The organism is Microbacterium sp. Clip185 (assembly GCF_028743715.1).
Classification (GTDB): domain Bacteria; phylum Actinomycetota; class Actinomycetes; order Actinomycetales; family Microbacteriaceae; genus Microbacterium.
Window position 1 is genome coordinate 2848569 of sequence record NZ_CP117996.1, and the last position, 20673, is coordinate 2869241.

Consider the following 20673-nt stretch of genomic DNA (forward strand, 5'->3'; position numbering starts at 1 on the left):
CCATGTCCCACTTGCTGCAGAAATCCCGGCCCAAAAGTGCGGAAAGTGGGACATGCCGTCGGAATCCCGCCCCAGAAGTGCAGCAAGTGGGACATGGATGCGGGCGAGCGAGGACTCAGTGGCCGATGTAGCGGCCGGGGCGGTGGTTCATGGCGAGCACCAGGTTCAGCAGCACGGCGCCGATCGCGCTCAACAGCACGGCGGGGGCCGGGATCACCAGCAGCGAGATCAGGATGATCACGAGGTCGAGGATCAGCTGGGTCCATCCCGCCCGGAAGCCGGTGCGCTCCTGGATGAGCAGGGCGACGATGTTGATCCCACCCAGGCTCGCCTTGTGGCGGAACAGGATCAGCAGACCGACGCCGGCCAGCAGATTGCCGCCGAGCGTGCCGTAGATCGGGTCCAGACCCTCGATACGCAGGAGGGCGTGGTGCACGACCGACCACCCCGACACGAGCGCGATCGAGACCGCCGTGCGCAGGGTGAAGTCCCAGCCCTTCTTCCAGATCGCGAGCACGGCGAAGGGCAAGTTCACGACGGCGAAGATCAGCCAGAACGGCCATGACGTCGCGTAGTCGAACAGCAGGGCGACGCCCGCGGTGCCGCCCGTGACCGAGCCCGCCGATTGCAGCAGATAGAGACCGAGCGAGGCCGCGAAGGTCCCGGTGAGGATACCGAGGATGTCCTCGGGCACGCTGTGCGCCGTCTGCTTGACGTCGAAGACCAGGGTCGAGGCGGTCTCGGGCGCGCTCGGGCGTGCGCCGAGCTCCGGTTCCATCGCATCAGCGGCGGGCTCGGCGGACTCCGGATGCGGCTCGTTCACGTCGTCCATCGTGCCACCTGGATGAGCCTGCTCCGCGCGGCGGTTAGGTCGTCGACGCGTGCGGCGCAACCCGCATCCGATCCCGCGTCGGCTCCGAATAAGGTGCAAGGCCGGGAGAGTGCCGGGGCGGGAATGAAAATCCGTACCGGATCGTTTCGATCAGTGCTGGCACCTCGAGGTCCGGAGGAGGCGATCGTGGGCAAGAACTACATCGATATCGAGAACGAGCGCGGTGAGATGCTGCGCTACCGCAAGCACGTGAACGGACGTGGGCTCATCGCGAACGGCGCGAAGGTCCACCCGACGGCTGTCGTCGAAGCGGGCGCCTATGTGGAGCCCGGCGCGCAGATCGCCGCCGACGTCTATGTCGGCCGCGGCGCGTGGATCGAGAGCGACGTCGTCATCGGCCCGAAGGTCAAGATCGCGCCGCACGCGCACATCGGCTCCCGCGCACGCGTGGGCGCCGGCGCGCAGATCGGCGTGCGCACGCAGATCGGCCCCGGGGCGAGTGTCGCCGGGGGTTCGCTGATCGGCGACGACCAGACCATCGCTCAGGGTGAGCGCGTCGCGACCGACCGTCGGGGCCTTCGCTCCGCCGCCTGAGCGCACCGCATCCTTCACCCGCATCGTTCGCCTGTCACAGCTTGCGCCCATCCGCGCGAGTTGTGACAGGCGAACTGCCGTTTCGGGTCCGCTCCGTCGGTGCCCGAGTTGCGTCGCATGTGCGCAGACGCCACAGCTCTGCGCAGATGCGACAGCGATGAACTGTGGCGGATGCGGGAAAGTGTCGCCCCTCGGCGGCCATGCACCACACCGGTCCGAGCTACGGACGGTGGCGCCCCTCGGCAACCACACCATGAGCCACGGACCGGGGGCGGGATAGCCTGGGGGCATGGCTGGTCGAGGGGCACCGAAGGGCGGAAAGAAGCCCGCGCGCTCCGCTTCGACCCGCAGCGGCGGCTCTCATCGGCCCGCCAGGAGCGGCTCGTCCCGCGCCCCAGCCAAGAAGCCCGAGCCGGCCCCGGCGCCCCCGATCCCCGAGGGGCCGTTCCGCCTCGGCGCGATCCCGGGAGCAACCCCCGGCAAGTGGATCGACATCTGGCAGGAGCGGATGCCGAGCACGACGCTCGAGCTCGTGCCGCTCGAGGTCGCCGCGCAGGAGGAGGCGTTGCAGAGCGGCCGGGTGGATGCGGCACTGGTGCGCCCACCCGTGGACACCGAGCGCTGGCATCTCATCCGGCTCTACGAGGAGACGATCGTCGTCGCCTTCTCGGCGGACTCGCACCTCGCCGCGGGTGATGAGCTCACGCCCGAGGATCTTGAGGGCGAGGTGCTCGTCGTCCCGGCGGACGACGTGCTGGACCCGCACATCGCCAGCACCCTCGCGCCCGCCTTCGCGGCACCGCGGACGACGGCGGATGCCATCGAGATCGTCGCGTCCGGTGTGGGCATCGTGATCGTCCCGATGTCACTCGCCCGACTGCACCACCGCAAGGACGTCGAGTATCGGGCTCTCTCGGGCGCAGCACCCGCGCCCGTCGGATTCGCGTGGCCGCGCGAGGATGCGTCTCCGCTCGTCGACACCTTCATCGGCATCCTCCGAGGCCGCACCGCACAGTCGTCGCGCGACTGAACGACCGCCGCGGAGGCCGCCACAGCGGCGCCATAGAATCGCAGGATGGATCCCCGCCCGCTGCTGTACCTCTGCGCGCGCCCGCAGCGGGATGCGGCCCAGGCGGAGTGGGCGTCGTTCCGTGTCGCGATGGGGCGCGACACGGACGGACTCCACGCCTGGGATCTGGTCGCAGACCCCCTGGCACCCGACGCGCTCGAGCGCTATGCGGGCTTCGTGATCGGCGGCAGCCCCTTCAATGTGACGACGCCCGACAAGGGCCCGGTGCAGATCCGGGCGGAGGACGATCTCGCCCGCGTGGCGGAGGCCGCCGCATCCGGCGAGACCCGGGCGATGTTCACCTGTTACGGCATCGGCGTCGTCACCCGCGTCTTCGGCGGCACCGTGGCCGACACGTATCCCGAGGGCACGGGGGCGACGACCGTCGCTCTGACGGATGCGGGGCGCGCCGATCCGGTGTTCGGGAACCTGCCCGAGCGGTTCGACGCGTTCACGGCGCACAAGGAGGGCACCGAGATCCTGCCGCCGGGCGCCGTGCTGCTCGCCACGAACCAGGACTGCCCCGTGCAGGCCTACCGCGTCGGCGAGAGCCTGTACACGACGCAGTTCCACCCCGAGCTCACCCCGCAGGACTTCACGGCGCGCATGCGGATCTATCGCGACGGCGGGTACTTCGATCCGAGCGAGTTCGACGCGGTCGCGGCGCGGGTGCTGGCATCGCCCGTCACCGAGCCCGCGCGCATCCTGCACGCCTTCGCGCGCCTCTGAGCCGGCCGTCAACCCCGGCGCAGTCGCCGCACGGCACGCACGACGGTCACGAGGGCGATGAGAACCGCCGCGCAGACGGCGGCCGCGCCGATCGCCGTACTGTGCGGCTGATCGGTCAGGCGACCCACGGCGAGCCAGGACAGTCCCCAGCACAGAGCGAGCGAGGGGGCGACGCGGCCGAACCAGGCGATGCCGCATCCGATCGCCGCCACGGCGATCAACACGACCACGCCCCAGACATCGGCCGCCTCTTCGGCGCCGGCGGGGAGGATGCGGGTGAGCCACGCGGCGGTGTTCGCGACCGTCGCGAGGGTCACCCATCCGAGGTGCAGTCCCGTGACGCCGTCGATCAGCACGGCAGAGACGGCGCCCTCGCGCGGCTGCGTGATGGCTCGACGCCAGGTGATCGCGAGGGCGACGAGAAGCAGCACGATGACGAGCACGGTCAGCGGCAGCGTGGTGAACTGCGCTGACACGAGCCACAGTCCGTTGAGCACCTCGGTCAGAGCGATCAACCAGCCCAGGCGTCGCTGCCGTTCACTCCCCCGCTGACCCGGCAGTGCCTGCCAGATGGCGTAGGCGATGAGGCCCAGGTAGACCGCCGACCAGATCGAGAAGGCCTGTCTCGCGGGGGCGAGGTAGCTCGCGTCGGCGTCGAGGGCACCGTCTTGCAGATCCTGCACGGCCGTGCCGCCGAACAGGCCTGTGCCGACCATGGCCGCGACCAGCATGAAGCCGGTCGCGGCCAGGACGGCGATCTGGCGCGTGAGGTCGGATGAGCGCGATGTGGCGACGTTCATCCCATAACGCTAGATAATCTAGCTATCCAGCGCCAGGGGTTGACAGAATCCGTCGCCCGTCAGCGGTCGCGCCGACGGGCGGATCGACCCGCGGCGTTCAGCGGTAGCTCGAGAGCACGCGCTGCGATTCCCGCTCCGCCTTCTCGTTCGCCTTCCCTTCGCGCGAGCCCGCGAGCTTCGCACGGATGTGGTCGCCCACGGTGATGGGTTCGTACAGGTCGGGGTGCTCCGCGTCGACGCAGGACGGCACCGTCTCGATGACCGCATCGACGTCGCCGTCGTGGAAGAACGCGGCCGATCGGCGTCGCTCGATCGTCCCGTCGATCACGGGCGGCTTCACCCGGTGCAGGGTCGACATCCACCGCTCGTTCGTCCAACGCGCCGTCACGTCGCCGAGGTTGATGAGAAGCGCGCCGTCGGCGGGAGCGACGTCGTTCCACGATCCGTCGGCGCCGAGCACCTGCAGCCCCTTCACCTGGTCGGCCCAGAGGATCGTCACGATGCCGTAGTCGGTGTGCTCGCCCATGCCGACCAGGTCGCCGTCCAGCGTCACGTCGGTCCCGGGCGGCAGCGCGTAGTTGTTCATCCGCATGACGTCGAGGGAGTGGCCGGTGCGCCGGTCGAAGAAGTCGGGCTCCAGTCCGAGCGCGTCGGCGAAGATGCGGGTCATCGTGCGTGCCACACGCGCCGCCTCGGCGAAGTACGCCTGCACCTGCGCCTCGAATCCGCCGACGTCGGGCCACAGGTTGTCGGCATACTCCGGCTGCGGAAGATCCGGGCATGCGGGATAGTCCGCCTGCGCGGCGCCGACGTTGAACGCCTCGAAGAAGTCGTTCATCCGGTTCGCGGACTCGACCCCCAACGAAAGGCTGAGTGACTCGGACTTGGGCGGGCTGTAGCCGCGGTTGATCTGCGGGGGCGTGCGATAGGTCTTCTTCTGCTCCAGATCGAGCGCGAAGAAGCGGTCCATCGCGTCGGTCAGACCGGCGGTGACCGCATCCGGGATCCCGTGTCCGGTGATCTGGATGAAGCCGACCGTGCGGCAGGCGTCGTCGATCGCGCGTGCGACCTCGGCTTTCGCCTCGGGGCTGCCGGCTTGGACGTACGCGGTGATGTCGACGAGGGCGACGTGGAAGGTCATGGCGACTCCTGGATGGGGATCGCCCTCGGAAGGGCGACCGATGGGTATCGAGGTAGCCACTTCACGGTTTCCCACCGCGGCTTGCGAGAGCCGCGGCGCGTGTTTACATGAACGCTGCCGTCAGGCTAGACGGCTCGCGTTTCCCCCGCGTTACATCTGCCACGGTCGGGTCATTGCGTGTAGATGAACGCCCAGAGTCCGTGAATCGAGCGGTAGTGGCAGTTCTTCACGATGGTGATCCCGTCGGCCTGGTACGCCTTGAGAGCGGCGTGGCACTGCGACTGGGTCGGGTAGTGGCGGGAGTACCACTGGTCAGCGGCGGATGCGGAGAGGGCGGGCGCGAGAGCGATCAGCGTCCCCAAGACCACGGAAAGGCCGAGCGCGCCCGAACGTTGAGTTCGTTTCGTCGTCATACGTGGAGCGTAGCGTTCAGCCCACGAACGGGCGCGAGTTATCCTCAGGGCAGGGGCGCGCCGAGCACCACGGCGGCATCCGCCGGCACGGAAACCGTTCCCGCAGCGGGTGAGACCGGCACGGTGGCCAGGAGAACGCGCTCGGCCGTGGCGAGCGGCACATCCCAGGGATCGGCCGCGAGGTTCACGATGATCCGCAGTGCCCCGCGTCCCAGCACGAACCGCCGCGCCGACGGGGCCGCATCCGGTCGCTCGATCGCGGCGCTCAGGTGCGCCGATTCAGGGTCGGTGAGCTCGGGCCGCTCACGCCGCAACCGAGCCAGGTCGCGGTAGAGCGCGAGGATGCGGGCATGATCGCCCGTCTCGGCCTCCTCCCACGCGAGCTTGGCGCTCTCGAACGTCGCGGGGTCCTGCGGGTCGGGCACGAGGGACTCGTCCCAGTCCGTCTTCGCGAACTCCTCCGCACGCCCCTTCCGCACCGCCTCGCCGAGCCATTGCTCCGGATGCGAGGTGAAGAACGGCCAGGGGGTCGATGCGCCCCACTCCTCGCCCATGAAGAGCATGGGCGTGCCTGGCGCGGTCAGCGTCAGGACGGCCGCGACGGCCAGCCGGTCGGGTGACAGCGTCGCACTCAGCCGATCGCCCGCGGCGCGGTTGCCGATCTGGTCGTGGTCCTGGGCGAAGGTGACGAGGCGCCACGTCGGCACGTCCGCGGGGATCGGATGCCCGTGGTGACGCTCGCGGAACGAGGAGTACGTGCCGTCGTGGAAGAACCCGTGCGTCCACACCTTCTCCAGCGCATCGGATGCGGCGAAGTCCGCGTAGTAGCCGCTCGTCTCGCCGGTGAGCGCGACATGCACGGCGTGATGCCAGTCGTCGCTCCACTGCGCGGCGAGGCCGTAGCCGCCGGCTTCGCGCGGCAGGATCAGTGTCGGATCGTTCATGTCGCTCTCGGCGATGAGCGTGAGCGGGCGTCCGACGTGTGCGGAGAGCGCGTCGACGACCTCCGCCATCTCGCGCAGGATGTGGACGGGCCGCTCGTCGTGGAGCGCGTGCACCGCATCCAGCCGCAGCGCATCGACGTGGTAGTCCCGGAGCCACATCAGGGCGTTCTCGACGATGAAGGCACGCACGGCCGGCTCGTCGAGGTTCACCGAGTCGCCCCACGTGTTGCGGGTGCCTTCACGCAGGTAGGGGCCGAACTCCGGCAGGTAGTTGCCCGAAGGGCCGAGGTGGTTGTAGACGACGTCCTGCACGACGGCGAGGCCGGCGGCGTGGGCCGCGTCGACGAAGCGCGCGTATCCTGCGGGTCCGCCGTAGGCCTCGTGCACGGCGTACCAGGCGACGCCGTCGTATCCCCAGTTCCAGACCCCGTTGAAGCCGTTCACCGGCAGCAGCTCGATGTGGCTCACACCCAGCTCGACCAGGTGCGGCAGACGCTCGATCGCGGCATCCAACGTGCCCTCGGGAGTGAACGTGCCCAGGTGCAGCTCGTAGATCAGGCCGCCGGCCAGCTGTCGACCGGTCCACGCCGCATCGGTCCACGCGAACGCAGCGTCATCGACCCACGCGGATGCCGCGTGCACGCCGTCGGGCTGGCGACGCGAGCGGGGGTCGGGGCGCAGTTCGCCGTCATCGAGCACGAACCCGTAGCGCTCGCCGTCGGCAAGATCCACCGGCGCCCGCCACCATCCGTCGGCGCCCGCCGTCAACTCGGTTTCGCGTGCCAGCTCGGCACCCGAGCGCATCCGCACCCGCCGCGCCTTGGGCGCCCAGAGCTCGATCATCGTCTCGTGTCCTCGTCTCGTGGGTCGGTCGTCATCCGCGCGGTGCCGCGAGCGCGACCGGCGCGAGCAGCGCGACCGGGTAGGTCGCCAGCAGCTGGGCGAGCGGGATCCGCTCGGTGTCGAAGACCCGGCCGGTCAGCTGGTCCTGCACGGCGCCGGCGGGATGCAGCAGCGTGGCGTCGCCCCATCCGCCGCGGGCCGCGAGACCGACGGGCAGCCGGGTCGCGACCGCGATCGCCCCGCCGCGGTCGAAGGCGACCGCGTGCCCGGAGGCCTCACCGGTCACGGTCACCGGCGTGTAGCGGGTGAACAGGTGCGGGCGATCTCGGCGCAGGCGCAGGGCGCGGGAGACCAGCAGGAGCTTGGCGGCCGCGGTGTCGTCCACGGGCGGCACGAGCCCCTCATCCAGCTGCGCCAAGGTCGCGGCGCGGGCGGCGAAGTCGACGTGGCGGCGGTTGTCCGGGTCGACGAGCGACTGCTCCCACAGCTCGGACCCCTGGTACACGTCGGGGATGCCGGGACCCGCGAGCTGGAGGAGCTTGGCGGACAGACCGTTGGAGTACCCCGCCGGGGCGATCTCGGCGACGAGCGACTCGACGACCGGACGCGCCTCACCGAAGGCCGCGTCGACGACGGCGTGCATCCGCTGCTCGAAGTCCTCGTTCACGTCGAGCCAGCTGGTCGCGTCACCGGCCTCGCGCGCCGCCTTCTCTGCGTAGGCGTGGAGCCGCTCGGCGCTCGCCGGCCAGGCTCCGACGATGGCCTGCCACAGGAGCGCGTCGAAAGGACCGTGGCCGGTCGTCGCGACCTCGCGCAGCGCATCGAGCGTCTCGGCCCAGCGCTCAGGGATCTCGGCGAGCACATCGAGGCGCGCCCGCACATCCTCGCCGCGCTTCGTGTCGTGCGTCGACAGGGTGGTGAGCGAATGCGGCCATGATGCCTGCCTCCGCGCGAAGGCGTCGTGGAATCCCGCGATGTCGAGCGAGAACTCGGAGGGGTCTCCCCCGACCTCGGTCAGCGACCCGAGACGGGTGTAGCGATAGAACGCGGTGTCTTCGACGCCCTTCGCCATGACTGGCCCGGTCGTCTGCTGGAAGCGCTGTGCGAGCTCGCTCGAGCCGTCCGCGAGCAGCGGCACGAGCGCGGCGATCGCCTCGGCGAGCTCGGGACGGGCAGCGGATGCGGCCTCCGCCGCCTCGTCGAGCCACGCGAGCCCCGCAGGCAGGTAGCTGCGGTAGGTCGGGAACAGTGCGAGGAGTTCGGCCAGCGCCTCTCGGGCACCGGGAACGGGGATCGGCAGCAGGCGCACCAGACGCGCGACCTCGGATGCCTGGATCGTGTCGGCGATCTGACGCTTCGTACCGTGGATGAGCTCGGCCCACGACGGCGCCGACGCAAGACCGGTCTCGATGCGCAGCTGCGCATCCAGCGCGTCGAGTCCCGCACGCCCCGCAGGGTCGATGAGCACCCGCTCGATCTCACCGAGGGCGTCGTAACCGGTCGTCCCGACGGTGTGCCACCACGAGGGCAGCTCCTCACCGTGCTCCAGGATCTTCTCGACCCAGACCGGCAGGCCGTTCGTGACCTCGGCCAAGCGCGCGAGGTATCCGCCCGGGTCGCGCAGCCCATCGGGATGGTCGACGCGCAGGCCGTCCACGAGCCCCTCGCGCACCCATCGCAGGACCTCGACGTGCGCGTCGTCGAAGACTCGGGGGTCCTCGACGCGGACGGCGGCGAGCGTCGTGACGGCGAAGAACCGGCGGTAGTTCAGCAGCGCGGCCTCGTCACGCCAGAAGCGCAGCTCGTAGTGCTGACGGTCGAGCACCGCGGCGACGTCACTCGGCTCGAGACCCTCGAGCGAGCCCGGGGCGAGCGGGAGCTCATGGTCGTAGTACCGCACGAGTCCGTCGGGGGCGTCGGGAACGGGCGTGGGGTCGATCGTGATCTCGCCGATCACGTCCGCGAGCGGGGCGCCGAGGATCGGCAGCCGCACCCGCCCGTCATCGAGCGCACGGTCGACATCGAAGGCGGACGCGCGCACGGACGCCTCGCCGAGGCGCAGGTAGTCCCACCACCACGGGTTCTCGCGCGGGATCGAGACGCCCATGTGATTGGGAACGATGTCCACGAGCACACCGAGCCCCGCATCGTGAGCGGCGGCCACGAACCGGTCGAGCGCCTCGCCCCCGCCTCGGGCGGGGTCGACGAGCGAGGGGTCGACGACGTCGTAGCCGTGATCGGATCCCGTCGTCGCCTTGAGCAGGGGCGACAGGTAGACCCATCCCACGCCGAGATCGGCGAGGTAGGGGACGACGGCGGCGGCCGCATCCAGATCGAAGCTCGGACGGATCTGCAGGCGGTAGGTCGAGGCGGGCAGCATGCGTCCTCCGGGTCAGTGCGGGAGCTCGGACTTGGGAGCAGCGCCGGGCACCTCGTCGACAGGGACCGTGAGGTTCTGCGTCAGAGATGCGGCGACGGAGTGATCGGGCTCGGCCTCTGCCTCGTGGTGCTCGCGCAGCACGATGAGCGACTTCGCCTCGACCGGCAGCACCTCGCCGGGGCGGACGGGCTCCGAGTCGGCCCTGTTGCCGGCGGTGTCGACGAGCACGTCCCACTCGGGCGAGAAGTCGACGTTCGGCAGCGTGAACTCGACCGGCTCGTCGCCGGCGTTGAACAGCACGATGAAATGGCTGTCGACGATCTGCTCACCGCGGCGGTCGCGTTCGCGGATCCCGTTCCCGTTGAGGAAGACACCCACCGCGCGACCGAAACCGGAGTCCCAGTCCTCCGGCCGCATGGGCGTGCCGTCGGGACGCAGCCACACGATGTCGGGGACGGGCGCATCCTCCTCCTGCAGCACCGGTCGGCCGTCGAAGAAGCGGCTGCGGCGGAACGTGGGGTGATCGCGTCGGAGCCGGGACAGCGCCGCGGTGAACTCGATGAGGGGCAGGTCGATGTTCTCCCAGTCGACCCACGTGATCTCGTTGTCCTGCGCGTAGCCGTTGTTGTTGCCACCCTGCGTGCGCCCCAGCTCGTCGCCGTGCAGCAGCATCGGGATGCCCTGGCTCAGCAGCAGCGTCGCGATGAAGTTGCGCTGGGCGCGGGCGCGGAGCGTCAGCACCTCGACGTCGTCGGTCGGACCTTCGACACCGAAGTTGTAGGAGCGGTTGTGCGACTCACCGTCGTTGCCGTCCTCGCCGTTCGCGTCGTTGTGCTTCTCGTTGTAGGAGACGAGGTCGCGCAGGGTGAAGCCGTCGTGAGCCGTGACGAAGTTCACGGATGCGACCGGCAACCGCCCGGAGTTCTCGTACAGGTCCGCCGAACCGGTCAGCCGCGAGGCGAACTCGCCGAGCGTTGCGGGCTCGCCGCGCCAGAAGTCGCGCACCGTGTCGCGGTACTTGCCGTTCCACTCGGTCCACTGGGGCGGGAAGTTTCCCACCTGGTATCCGCCCGGTCCCACATCCCACGGCTCGGCGATGAGCTTCACCTGGCTGACGATCGGATCCTGCTGCACGAGCTCGAAGAACGCTGCGAGGCGGTCGACCTCGTAGAACTCGCGCGCCAGGGTGGCCGCGAGATCGAATCGGAAGCCGTCGACGTGCATCTCGAGCACCCAGTAGCGCAGCGAATCCATGATGAGCTGCAGCGCGTGGGGGTTGCCGACGTTGAGGCTGTTGCCGGTACCGGTGTAGTCCGTGTAGTAGCGCTTGTCGTCGGCTTCGAGTCGGTAGTACGCCTCGTTGTCGATGCCCTTCATCGACAGGGTCGGTCCGAGGTGATTGCCCTCGGCCGTGTGGTTGTAGACCACGTCGAGGATCACCTCGATGCCGGCGGCGTGCAGCGCCCGCACCATGCCCTTGAACTCCTGCACCTGCTGCCCGACCTCGCCCGTCGACGAGTACGTGTTCTGCGGCGCGAGGAAGGCGATGGTGTTGTAGCCCCAGTAGTTCGACAGTCCCTTCTGCTGCAGGGTGTCGTCGTCGACGAACTGGTGCACGGGCATGAGCTCGATCGCGGTCACCCCGAGCTTCTTGAGGTGCTCGATGATGGCCGGATGCGCGATCGCGCTGTACGTGCCGCGGATCTCCTCGGGGATGCCGGGGTGGAGCTTGGTGAGCCCCTTCACGTGGGCTTCGTAGATGAAGGTCTCCGAGTAGGGCGTCTTCGGCTGGCGGTCCCCACCCCAGTCGAAGAAGGGGTTGATGACGACGCCCTTCATCATGTGGGCGGCGGAGTCGTCATCGTTGCGCGAGTCCGGGTCGCCGAAGTTGTAGCCGAAGAGGGATTGGTCCCAGTCGATCTGGCCGTCCACCGCCTTCGCGTAGGGATCGAGCAGCAGCTTGTTCGGGTTGAACCGCTTGCCGGATGCGGGGTCGTAGGGGCCGTGCACGCGGTATCCGTAGCGCTGCCCCGGTCCGATGTTGGGCAGATACGCGTGCCAGACGAACGCGTCGACCTCGATGACGTCGTGCCGGGTCTCGACGCCGTCCTCGTCGAACAGGCACAGCTCGACCCGCTCGGCCCCTTCGCTGAAGAGGGCGAAGTTCGTACCGTTCCCGTCGTACGTCGCCCCCAGGGGATATGCCGATCCGGGCCAGGTGTGCACGTCGTCGCCTCCCGAGGCATCGGATGCAGGGGCTTTCACCCTAATGGACGCGGGGGGCGTGGATTCGTCGGTCACCACCGGAGCATGGCTCATCAGGATGAGGCGGGCGCGGGGCTTGACGGGGGCTACGGTGAGCACTCCGGATCCGAGCCGCCTCGCGCACCCGAGGGAACACGTCGCCGCGCTCGCGACTTGTCCGGAGTGTGAAGACGCTCATCGTGACCGCCCACCCGGACGGCACCTCGCTGACCGCATCCCTCGCCGCTCGGCTCGCCGACGCTCTCGCACCGGAGGAGGTCGAGGTGATCGACCTCGACGCGGAGGGGTTCGATCCGCGTTTTCGCGCCGAAGACCGCGCCGCATACCGGGGTGAGAGCGAGCCGCCCGCCGATGTCCGCTCCTACCAGCGCCGTCTCGACCAGGCGGATCAGCTGATCCTGGTGTTCCCCGTGTACTGGTGGTCGATGCCCGCGCTCATGAAGGGGTGGATCGATCGCGTCTTCATCAAGGGCTGGGCCTTCGACATCGACCCGGATGGCGGAACCCGCCGCCGACTCGGCGACCTCACCGTACACCTGCTCCTCGTGGCGGGCGATGCTGCCGGCACCTACGACCGACACGGCTACGAGCACGCCATCCTGACCCAGATCGTGCACGGGGTCATCGACTACTGCGGCGCCCGCCGCGGCGGCGTCGTCTTCCTCCACGAATCGGAGCAGGAGGAAGAGAGCGTCCGTCGCGCCGCTGCGGCGGATGCCGTCGAACGAAGCGTCGCCGCTATCCGACGCGCACGAGCCGCCGACGCCGAGAGGTGACGACGCGTCAGGCGGCGGGCCAGGTGACGGATGCGGCGGGCCAGGCGGAACTGCCCAGCTCGGCGATCGCGGCGCGCTGTCGCTGTACGGCTTCGAGCGAGTCGGAGCGGAAGGCCGTCGCGATCACGACCTCGCGCCAGTACTCGTCCGGGCTCCGGTACACCGCGAAGGCCTTGGCTGCGAGCTGTTCCAGCAGCCGCCAGGCATCCGCCGCATCCAGGTAGTCGGCGACGTAGGCGTAGCGCACACCGCCGATCGCGCGCTCGATATCGGCCGCCAGGAGGAGGCGGGGCGGCTGCTCGTCGCTGCCGCGCGCGAGATCGTAGACGTCGAACACAGGCAGGCCCGTGAGCGAGGCGACCCGCGACATCATCCGCTCGGCGTCGTCGCTGTTCGCGATCTCCGCGAATCGGCTCGACAGCAGACCCTGCGACAGGGTGTCGGCGACCAGCAGCTCCGCGTCCGAGCCGGAGACGATCTTGTACTGCTCGTCGAGGGAGGCCCGCAGCTGCGCGATCGGCGGCAGCGGGAGGGCGAACCACGGAGCGCCGCGCTGGCCGTCCTGGTGCTTCGCGCGCACCTGCTGCGGGAGCTCCGCGAACGTCGGTGTGAACGCCAGCGAGGAGTTCCAGCCTCGGATCGCGAAGTCGCTCGCGGCGTCGAGCGCGAGGATCTGCTGCTGCCGCTCGGTCAGCGGCGTCCGCGCGGCGAGGCCGACATACCGGCGCTGCGCGCGCAACGGCGCCGACGCATCGAAGAAGGACAGCGCGGTGGAGGCGACCAGCAGCCCGACCATCAGGCCGAGGAAGAACATGACGAACAACGAGGTCGGCGACCCGCCAGCCCACGAGCCCACCGACGCGACGACCGCCACGATGCCGAAGGGGACGGCGATCGCGGTGACGGGAAGCGCGCGACGGCGCATCTGGCGCGGATCGGCCCGCCGACGCCGCTCCATCAGTCGTACGTACCGCCAGCGCGTTCGCACCGGGAACTCCACCTCGCCCGGATGGTTCTGCAGGACGCTGACGGGTGCACTCACCGCATCATCTTGGCACCCTGTCGACGCGGTCGCGCACGCCCTGTGAACAGCGCACCGCGCGGCGGGTTCACGCTCCCGCGGGCGGGGTGCGAGCGAGGGCCACACGCTCGGCGAGGTACGTACCGAGCGGCATGAACCCGCCCGCCGCACTCCAGCGCACGAGAGGGCCGTCCGCCCCCAGGCGCAGCGGTGAGGATGCCGCATCCACCGCATCCGGATCGATCGTTTCCCAGCCGACATGCACGCTCTGCCCCTCGGCGAATCCGCCGCGGAAGGCTGCCGCGGCGATCGCCGCCCGCTCGCGCTGCGACTCGGCAGCGAACCCGCGCCGCACCTCTTCCCTCGCCCGGACGACCTCGCCCGTCGCGAGGACGGCGTCATCCGTCAGCAGCAGGACGCCCAGATGCCATGCGGAGCCCGCGGGCACGATGCGCGGCGCCGCGGGGATCCCGAGGATGCGGCGGCTGCGCCACACGCCCAGCGCCTCACGCGGAACCTCGCCCAGCTCGCGCCGGGCCGCATCCAGGAGTTCGGCCACGGCGTCCACGCGCCGAGCCTAACCGCGCTGCGGCCTCAGACGCGGATGACGTTCGACGCGCTGCTCGCCCGCCCCTGCTCGCCGTGGACCTCGCGGTGCAGTCGTTCCATGCGCTCGTCGAGCGCGGCCGCGGTCTCGGCCGCCTCGCGCAGGCTCTCGGTGAGCCCCATCGGCACCTGGCGGTCGTACTTGTAGTAGATCTTGTGCTCGAGACTCGCCCAGAAGTCCATCGCGATCGTGCGGAACTGCACCTCGACCGGCACGCGTACGGGGCCGGTGGAGAGGAAGACCGGCACCTCGACGATCGCGTGGAGACTCTTGTAGCCGTTCTCCTTAGGGGTGGCGATGTAGTCCTTGACGGTGCGGACGCTGATGTCGTCCTGCTGGGTCAGCAGATCGAAGAGCCGGTACGCATCGGTCGTGAAGCTGCAGGTGACGCGCACACCGGCGATGTCGGTGATGTGTTCGCGGATCGAGGCGAAGTCCGACGGGATGCCCTTGCGCGTCACCTTGTCGACGAGACTGTCGGGCGACTTCAAGCGGCTCGTGACGTGCTCGATCGGGTTGTACTCGTGCATGTGCAGGAACTCGTCCCGCAGGATCGAGATCTTGGTCTCGATCTCCTGCATGCCGAACCGATACTCGAGCAGGAACCGCTGCAGCTCGTCACGCACCTCGCGCAGCTGCGCGGGGGACATCATGATCTGTTGCTGCTCGAGCGGCACCTTCATGTCTCCGACCGTACGGGCACCCGCTCGGTGGGCGCTGTGAGGACCGACCGGATCGGCCATGTCCCGGTCGGCCCTCACACTCAGTCCAGGATGCGGGCGGCCTGACGCGCGGCGCCCAGCGCCACGTACTCGCCGGGTTCGGGGACCTCCACCGGGAGGCCGAAGACCTGGGGCGCCACGCGTCGCACCGCCTCGGACTGTGCGGCACCGCCGATCAGCAGCACGCGCTCGAGCGGTACGCCGAGCCCGCGCAGGGCGTCCAGGCCCGCGCCGAGTCCGGACAGCATGCCCTCCACCGCCGCGCGGGCGAGGTTCTCACGCGTCGTCGAGGCGAGCGTCATCCCCTCCAGGGATGCGGTCGCGTCGGGCAGGTTGGGGGTGCGCTCCCCCTCGAAGTACGGGATGAGTCGCAGACCTCCTGCGCCCGGCTGCGCCGCGAGTGCGAGCGCGCTGAGCTCGGCGTGGTCGACGCCGAGCAGCCGCGCGATGGCGTCGAGCACGCGCGCGGCGTTCAGCGTCACGACGATGGGCAGGAAGTTCCCGGATGCGTCGGCGAAGCCGGCGACCGTGCCGGTGGCATCGATCGTGCGCTGGGCGCTGACGGCGAACACGGTGCCCGACGTTCCGATGGAGACGATCGCATCGCCCGGGACCGCCCCGACGCCGAGAGCCGCACCCGCGTTGTCGCCGGCACCGGGGCCGACGCGGCGGCCGGCCGCATCCGTCACCCACTCGTCGGGGCCGAGCACGCGCGGCAGCTGGGCGTCGTGACCGAGAGCTGCGACCAGCAGGTCACGGTCGTAGTCGCCTGTCTCGGGTGACCAGTAGCCGGTACCGGAGGCGTCGGAGCGGTCGGTGACGAGTTCGTCGAGCACGGGCCCGAGCGCGCTCTCACCTGCGGGACCATAGCCTCGCAGCCGCCAGGTGAGCCAGTCGTGCGGCAGCGCGACGGCGGCCACGCGCGCCGCGTTGTCGGGCTCGTTGTCGCGCAGCCACCGCAGCTTCGTGATCGTGAAGGAGGCGACCGGGACGAGACCCGTGCGCTCGGCGAGCGCCTCGGCCCCGAACTCTGCGGTCAACTGGGCGGCGGCACCGCCGGAGCGGGTGTCATTCCACAGCAGCGCCGGACGGATGACGCGGCCGTCGGCGTCGAGCGCCACCATCCCGTGCTGCTGCCCGCCGATGGACCACGCCGCGATGTCGTCGAGGCCGCCCGCATCCGCGATGGCCGACTGCAGCGCCTCCCACCAGGCTGCGGGATCCACCTCGGTGCCGTCGGGATGGCTCGCGCGAGAGGTGCGCACGATGGCGCCCGACTCGGCGTCGATCACGACGACCTTGCACGACTGGGTCGACGAGTCGACCCCCAACACCAGCGTCATCGCTGCTCCTTCTTCTTCTTCTTCAGGACGCCCTCTTCTTCAGGACGCCCTCTTCTTCAGGACGCCTTCTTCTTCAGGACGCCCGCGCTCAGGATGTCCGCTCCTCCCGCATCCGCTTCGCACCGTGTCCCACTTTCCGCAGTTTTCGGGGTCCAATTCTGCGGAAAGTGGGACACGGAGTGCGGCAAGTGGGACATGGGGCGCGACGCCCGGGCCGGATGCGGGTCCGGCCCGGATGCGGGTGCGTCAGCCGCGGGCGCCCAGCAGGTGCTCGGTCGCGAGCTGCTGCAGGCGCACGAAGCCGCCGCCCTTGCCGCCCATGTACGCGTCGGTGTCGAAGTCCTCGTAGGCCGAGCGGTCGGCGAGGAACTGCTCGTACGTCTCGCCCTCACCCAGGGTCGGCACCGACAGCTCGGGGACCTTGGCCGCGGCGAGCGCCTCCTGCACCTCGGGGTCGGCGCGGAAGGCCGCGGCGCGCTCCTTCAGCAGCAGGTAGGTGCGCATGTTGGCCGCGGCCGACTCCCACACGCCCTTCTCGTCCTCGGTGCGGCTGGGCTTGTAGTCGAAGTGACGGGGGCCGTCGTAGGCCGGAACCCCGCCGGGGCCGCCGTTCTCGAGCAGGTCAACGAGCGCGAACGCGTTGTGCAGGTCGCCGTGTCCGAACACGAGGTCCTGGTCGTACTTGATGCCGCGCTGACCGTTGAGGTCGATGTGGAAGAGCTTGCCGTGGAACAGCGCCTGAGCGATGCCGGCGGCGAAGTTCAGGCCCGCCATCTGCTCGTGTCCGACCTCGGGGTTCAGGCCGACGAGCTCGGGGCGCTCGAGCGAGTCGATGAAGGCGATCGCGTGACCGAGGGTCGGCAGCAGGATGTCGCCGCGGGGCTCGTTCGGCTTCGGCTCGATCGCGAACTTGATGTCGTAGCCCTTGTCGGTGACGTAGTCGCCGAGCAGGTTGACGGCCTCGCGGTAACGCTCCAGGGCGGCGCGGATGTCCTTCGCGCTGTCGTACTCGGCGCCCTCACGGCCGCCCCACATGACAAACGTCTTCGCGCCGAGCTCGGCACCCAGGTCGAGCTGGCGGAACACCTTGCGCAGCGCGTAGCGGCGCACGTCGCGGTCGTTGGCCGTGAAGCCGCCGTCCTTGAAGACGGGGGCGGAGAAGAGGTTCGTGGTGACCATCGGGATGATCAGTCCGGTGTCGGCGAGTGCGCCCTTGAGGCGATCGATCTGCTTCTGACGCTCGGCCTCGGTGGAGCCGAAGGCGAAGAGGTCGTCGTCGTGGAAGGTGAGGCCGTAGGCGCCGAGCTCGGCGAGCTTCTCGACGGCGTGGACGACATCGAGGGCGGGACGGGTAGGTCCGCCGAACGGGTCGGTGCCGTTGTATCCGATGGTCCAGAGGCCGAACGAGAACTTGTCGGCGGGAGTGGGGGCGGGCATGACGCTCCTTCGCGATGCGAGGCGGATATGTTGTTATTCGCAACTTACTACACTGGAGCCATGGACGCCATCGGCATGCGGCAGCGCAACCTCTCCCGCATCCTTCAACTCGTGCACCGCGAGGGCGCCCTCTCGCGCGCCGCCCTCACCGAGGCGACGGGACTCAACCGCTCGACGGTCGCGGCCCTCGTCGCCGAGCTCGCCGCGCAGCAGCTCGTCGCCGAGAAGGCGCCCGACCCCGCGAGACGTGCCGGCCGCCCCTCACCGATCGTGGCCGCGCAGTCGCGCACCGTGGCGATCGCGGTCAACCCCGAGGTCGACGCGGTCACCCTCGCCGCCGTCGGACTCGACCTGTCGATCCCCGTCCGCGCGCGCATCGCGATGCCCGCGGCCCCCACACCCACCGAGACCGCGACGCTCGTCGCCGAGCACATCGACCGATGGCGCCAGGCGGAACTCGCGGCCCATCGCATCGTGGGCGTCGGACTCGCCGTCCCCGGCCTCGTCCGCACCGGCGACGGCCTGGTGCGCGACGCCCCCCACCTCGGTTGGCGGGACGTTCCCCTGGCCGAGCTCATCCGCGACGCCACGGGACTCCCCACCGCCATCGGCAACGACGCGAGCCTCGGCGTGCTCGCCGAGCACCTCTTCGGCGCCGCGCGCGGCACGGCCGATGTCGTCTACCTCAACGGCGGCGCGAGCGGCATCGGCGGCGGCGTCATCGTCGCGGACAACCCGCTCGCGGGCACCGGCGGGTACGCGGGCGAGTTCGGTCAGAACCGTCCTGGGATCGAGGATGCGGCGGACCGTCGCGTGCCCGGCGGCGTCTTGGAGGACGAGGTCAACCGCTCGCTCCTGCTCGCCGCCCTCGGGCTGACGGATGCCGACGACGCGCAGCTGACGAATGCGGTCGCCGCCGCATCCGGAGACGCCCGCGCCGAGATCGAACGGCAGCAGCGGATCCTCGCGACCGCGCTGGCGAACGCGGTGAACGTCCTCAACCCCAGCGTCGTCGTGCTCGGCGGGTTCCTGGCGGCGCTGTGCGCGAGCGATCTGGGCGCGCTCGGCGACGCGGTACGCGCCCAGGCGATGCCCGCATGCGCCGAGACCCTCGAGCTTCGCCTCGCCTCACTGGCCGAGGACCGCCTGCTCATCGGGGCCGGCGAACTCGCCTTCGCCGACCTCCTCGCCGACCCCTCGGAGTTCAGCCCGCGCTGAGCGTGAAGCGCGTGATGTGCGCCTCACCCGATCCGACGGCGACCGGCCCCACCCAGGCGCCGATGAACCCGCGCGGAGGCCGGGGCGCCAGCACGTCGAGCTCGCAGGAGACCAGCTCCTGATCTCCCGCGAAGAGCTGCGCGGTGAGGTCGCGGATGCGGAGGCTGAGCTCGATCTCGGCGCCCAGAGCGTCCCGCCCGAGGGGCACGCGCCCGATCTCCGCTCCCGCCAGCACCGCGATCGCGTCGCCCGCTCCGGTCACCGACAGCTCCAGCTGCTGGGCGTCGGAGACCCGCAGGAGGATGCCCGCGCGGAACGCATCGTCCTGCGCAGCGATACGCACGCGCAGCGACACGTCGCTGTTCTCGTCGGGGAGTCGTCGACCGAGGAAGGCGACCCCCGCCGTGTTCGACGGCTCAGCGCCTCCGGGAAGCAGCAGGCCGTCGGCGCCCCCGCTCGCGAACTCCTCCGGCAGCCGGCCGGCGCCGTTCCACTCGAGGTCGAGCAGCTCACCGGTGAAGTGCTCCTCGACGCGGATCGGGTGCGGTCGCTGATCCGGCACGCCCTCCGCCGTCACGACCTCCTCCACGCGCCCGACGCCCGGCGCGAACAGCGGACGCCCGTCGGCCCACGCGACCGGCACGAGGGAGGTGCGGCGACCGAGGATCCCCCGCCGCCCGCCCACGGGATGCAGCGCCAGCACCGTCGCCCAGCTGCGCCCGTCGACATCGTCCACGAGGTCGGCGTGCCCCACGGCGACGATCGGAGCCACCGGCCCGAGATCACGGTGCGACAGACGCGGGTTTCCCGCATCCGGCGTGTACGGACCGTCGATGCGATCGGCATAGGCGACGCACACCGCGTGCTCGAGGTCGGTCCCGCCCTCGGCGACCAGCAGCATCCATCCGCCATCCGGATGCGGCAGAAGATGCGGACCCTCGGCCCAGACCGCCCCCACAGCGGCTCCCGTCCAGATCACGACCGGCTCGCTGCCGAGAGCACCCGTGGCGACATCGAGCTCCGCCACCCACACCTCGGTCCGGCCGGGCCAGTAACCCTCCACGGCCTCCCGGGTGCCGCAGAGCCAGACACGATCGCCGTCGACCGTGATCGAGGGGTCGAACCCGCCCACGCCGTCGATCCACACCGGGTCGGACCAGGGACCCTCGGGAGCGCTCGCCGTCACCAGGAAGTGGCCGGTCCGCCCGCCCCACTCGCCCTCCTCGGGCCCGACGACCGTGCACACCACGACGAGTCGGCCGTCCACCTCGCGCACCGTCGGCGCATACGTGCCGGAGGAGGACGTGAGATCCGACAGGTCGATCTGCCCGGGGCGGTGCAGCGCGTGTCCCGCCAGCGTCCAGTTCACGAGGTCGTCGGAGACGTGGACCGGAAGCCCGGGCAGGTACTCGAAGCTCGAGGTGACGAGGACGTACCGGTCGCCGAAGCGGCAGATGCTGGGATCCGGATGACAGCCCGGCAGGATGGGATTGCGGTAACGACCCATGGATGCTCCTTCGCGTGATGGTCGGGTTCCGC

Annotated in this window: 18 protein-coding genes; 5 read left to right on the top strand and 13 right to left on the bottom strand. The window is 70.2% G+C overall.

The features are described 5' to 3' along the window. Positions 1-115: 115 nt before the first annotated feature. Positions 116-778, bottom strand: a complete 663-nt coding sequence (locus tag PQV94_RS13895; RefSeq protein WP_274288291.1) for a YitT family protein — start codon at positions 776-778, stop codon at positions 116-118. 240 nt (positions 779-1018) lie between these two features. Here PQV94_RS13895 and PQV94_RS13900 point away from each other — a divergent pair, with 240 nt between their 5' ends. The 3 genes from PQV94_RS13900 to PQV94_RS13910 all read left to right on the top strand — a co-directional run bounded on the left by PQV94_RS13900 (position 1019) and on the right by PQV94_RS13910 (position 3224). Then, positions 1019-1426 carry a transferase gene (locus tag PQV94_RS13900; protein WP_274286362.1) on the top strand — a complete coding sequence of 136 codons (408 nt, stop codon included), beginning with the start codon at positions 1019-1021 and terminating at the stop codon, positions 1424-1426. A gap of 289 nt (positions 1427-1715) precedes the next feature. After that, positions 1716-2456, top strand: a complete 741-nt coding sequence (locus tag PQV94_RS13905) for a LysR family substrate-binding domain-containing protein (RefSeq protein WP_274286363.1) — start codon at positions 1716-1718, stop codon at positions 2454-2456. A 45-nt stretch (positions 2457-2501) separates the two neighbouring features. After that, entirely contained in the window at positions 2502-3224 is a 723-nt protein-coding gene (locus PQV94_RS13910; protein ID WP_274286364.1) for a glutamine amidotransferase-related protein, read from the top strand. Positions 3225-3232: 8 nt separating this feature from the next. Here PQV94_RS13910 and PQV94_RS13915 read toward each other — a convergent pair whose 3' ends face one another. The 6 genes from PQV94_RS13915 to glgX form a co-directional block, all read right to left on the bottom strand. After that, positions 3233-4024, bottom strand: coding sequence for a tryptophan-rich sensory protein (locus tag PQV94_RS13915; RefSeq protein WP_274286365.1), 792 nt, complete (start codon positions 4022-4024; stop codon positions 3233-3235). A 97-nt stretch (positions 4025-4121) separates the two neighbouring features. Then, on the bottom strand, positions 4122-5165 hold the full coding sequence (locus tag PQV94_RS13920) for an isopenicillin N synthase family dioxygenase (protein WP_274286366.1): 1044 nt from the start codon (positions 5163-5165) through the stop codon (positions 4122-4124). Positions 5166-5335: 170 nt separating this feature from the next. Beyond that, positions 5336-5578 (bottom strand): hypothetical protein, encoded by a 243-nt coding sequence (locus PQV94_RS13925; protein ID WP_274286367.1) that lies wholly within the window; start codon positions 5576-5578, stop codon positions 5336-5338. Between the two features lie 44 nt (positions 5579-5622). Beyond that, entirely contained in the window at positions 5623-7365 is a 1743-nt protein-coding gene (gene treZ, locus PQV94_RS13930; protein WP_274286368.1) for a malto-oligosyltrehalose trehalohydrolase, read from the bottom strand. 31 nt (positions 7366-7396) lie between these two features. Further along, positions 7397-9745 carry a malto-oligosyltrehalose synthase gene (gene treY / locus PQV94_RS13935; RefSeq protein ID WP_274286369.1) on the bottom strand — a complete coding sequence of 783 codons (2349 nt, stop codon included), beginning with the start codon at positions 9743-9745 and terminating at the stop codon, positions 7397-7399. A gap of 12 nt (positions 9746-9757) precedes the next feature. Further along, the gene (gene glgX, locus PQV94_RS13940; protein ID WP_274286370.1) at positions 9758-11971 is read right to left on the bottom strand and encodes a glycogen debranching protein GlgX; all 2214 of its coding nucleotides are present in this window, start codon (positions 11969-11971) and stop codon (positions 9758-9760) included. A gap of 218 nt (positions 11972-12189) precedes the next feature. On the opposite strand from glgX, the gene PQV94_RS13945 reads away from it, so the two are divergent. Continuing rightward, positions 12190-12786, top strand: a complete 597-nt coding sequence (locus PQV94_RS13945; protein WP_274286371.1) for an NAD(P)H-dependent oxidoreductase — start codon at positions 12190-12192, stop codon at positions 12784-12786. A 7-nt stretch (positions 12787-12793) separates the two neighbouring features. Here PQV94_RS13945 and PQV94_RS13950 read toward each other — a convergent pair whose 3' ends face one another. From PQV94_RS13950 to xylA, 5 genes are all read right to left on the bottom strand, one after another. After that, complete coding sequence (locus PQV94_RS13950; protein ID WP_274286372.1) at positions 12794-13828, bottom strand: DUF1266 domain-containing protein; 1035 nt, start codon at positions 13826-13828, stop codon at positions 12794-12796. A gap of 67 nt (positions 13829-13895) precedes the next feature. Continuing rightward, positions 13896-14375, bottom strand: coding sequence for a glutaminase (locus PQV94_RS13955; RefSeq protein ID WP_274286373.1), 480 nt, complete (start codon positions 14373-14375; stop codon positions 13896-13898). A 26-nt stretch (positions 14376-14401) separates the two neighbouring features. Next, complete coding sequence (locus tag PQV94_RS13960) at positions 14402-15097, bottom strand: GTP pyrophosphokinase (RefSeq protein WP_274286374.1); 696 nt, start codon at positions 15095-15097, stop codon at positions 14402-14404. Positions 15098-15177: 80 nt separating this feature from the next. Next, on the bottom strand, positions 15178-16479 hold the full coding sequence (gene xylB, locus PQV94_RS13965) for a xylulokinase (protein ID WP_274286375.1): 1302 nt from the start codon (positions 16477-16479) through the stop codon (positions 15178-15180). Between the two features lie 246 nt (positions 16480-16725). Next, on the bottom strand, positions 16726-17916 hold the full coding sequence (gene xylA, locus PQV94_RS13970) for a xylose isomerase (protein ID WP_274286376.1): 1191 nt from the start codon (positions 17914-17916) through the stop codon (positions 16726-16728). A 60-nt stretch (positions 17917-17976) separates the two neighbouring features. On the opposite strand from xylA, the gene PQV94_RS13975 reads away from it, so the two are divergent. Then, on the top strand, positions 17977-19134 hold the full coding sequence (locus tag PQV94_RS13975) for an ROK family protein (RefSeq protein ID WP_274286377.1): 1158 nt from the start codon (positions 17977-17979) through the stop codon (positions 19132-19134). On the opposite strand, the gene PQV94_RS13980 is transcribed toward PQV94_RS13975, so the two are convergent. Next, positions 19121-20641 (bottom strand): glycoside hydrolase family 43 protein, encoded by a 1521-nt coding sequence (locus PQV94_RS13980; RefSeq protein WP_274286378.1) that lies wholly within the window; start codon positions 20639-20641, stop codon positions 19121-19123. The genes PQV94_RS13975 and PQV94_RS13980 overlap by 14 nt on opposite strands. Positions 20642-20673: the final 32 nt, after the last annotated feature.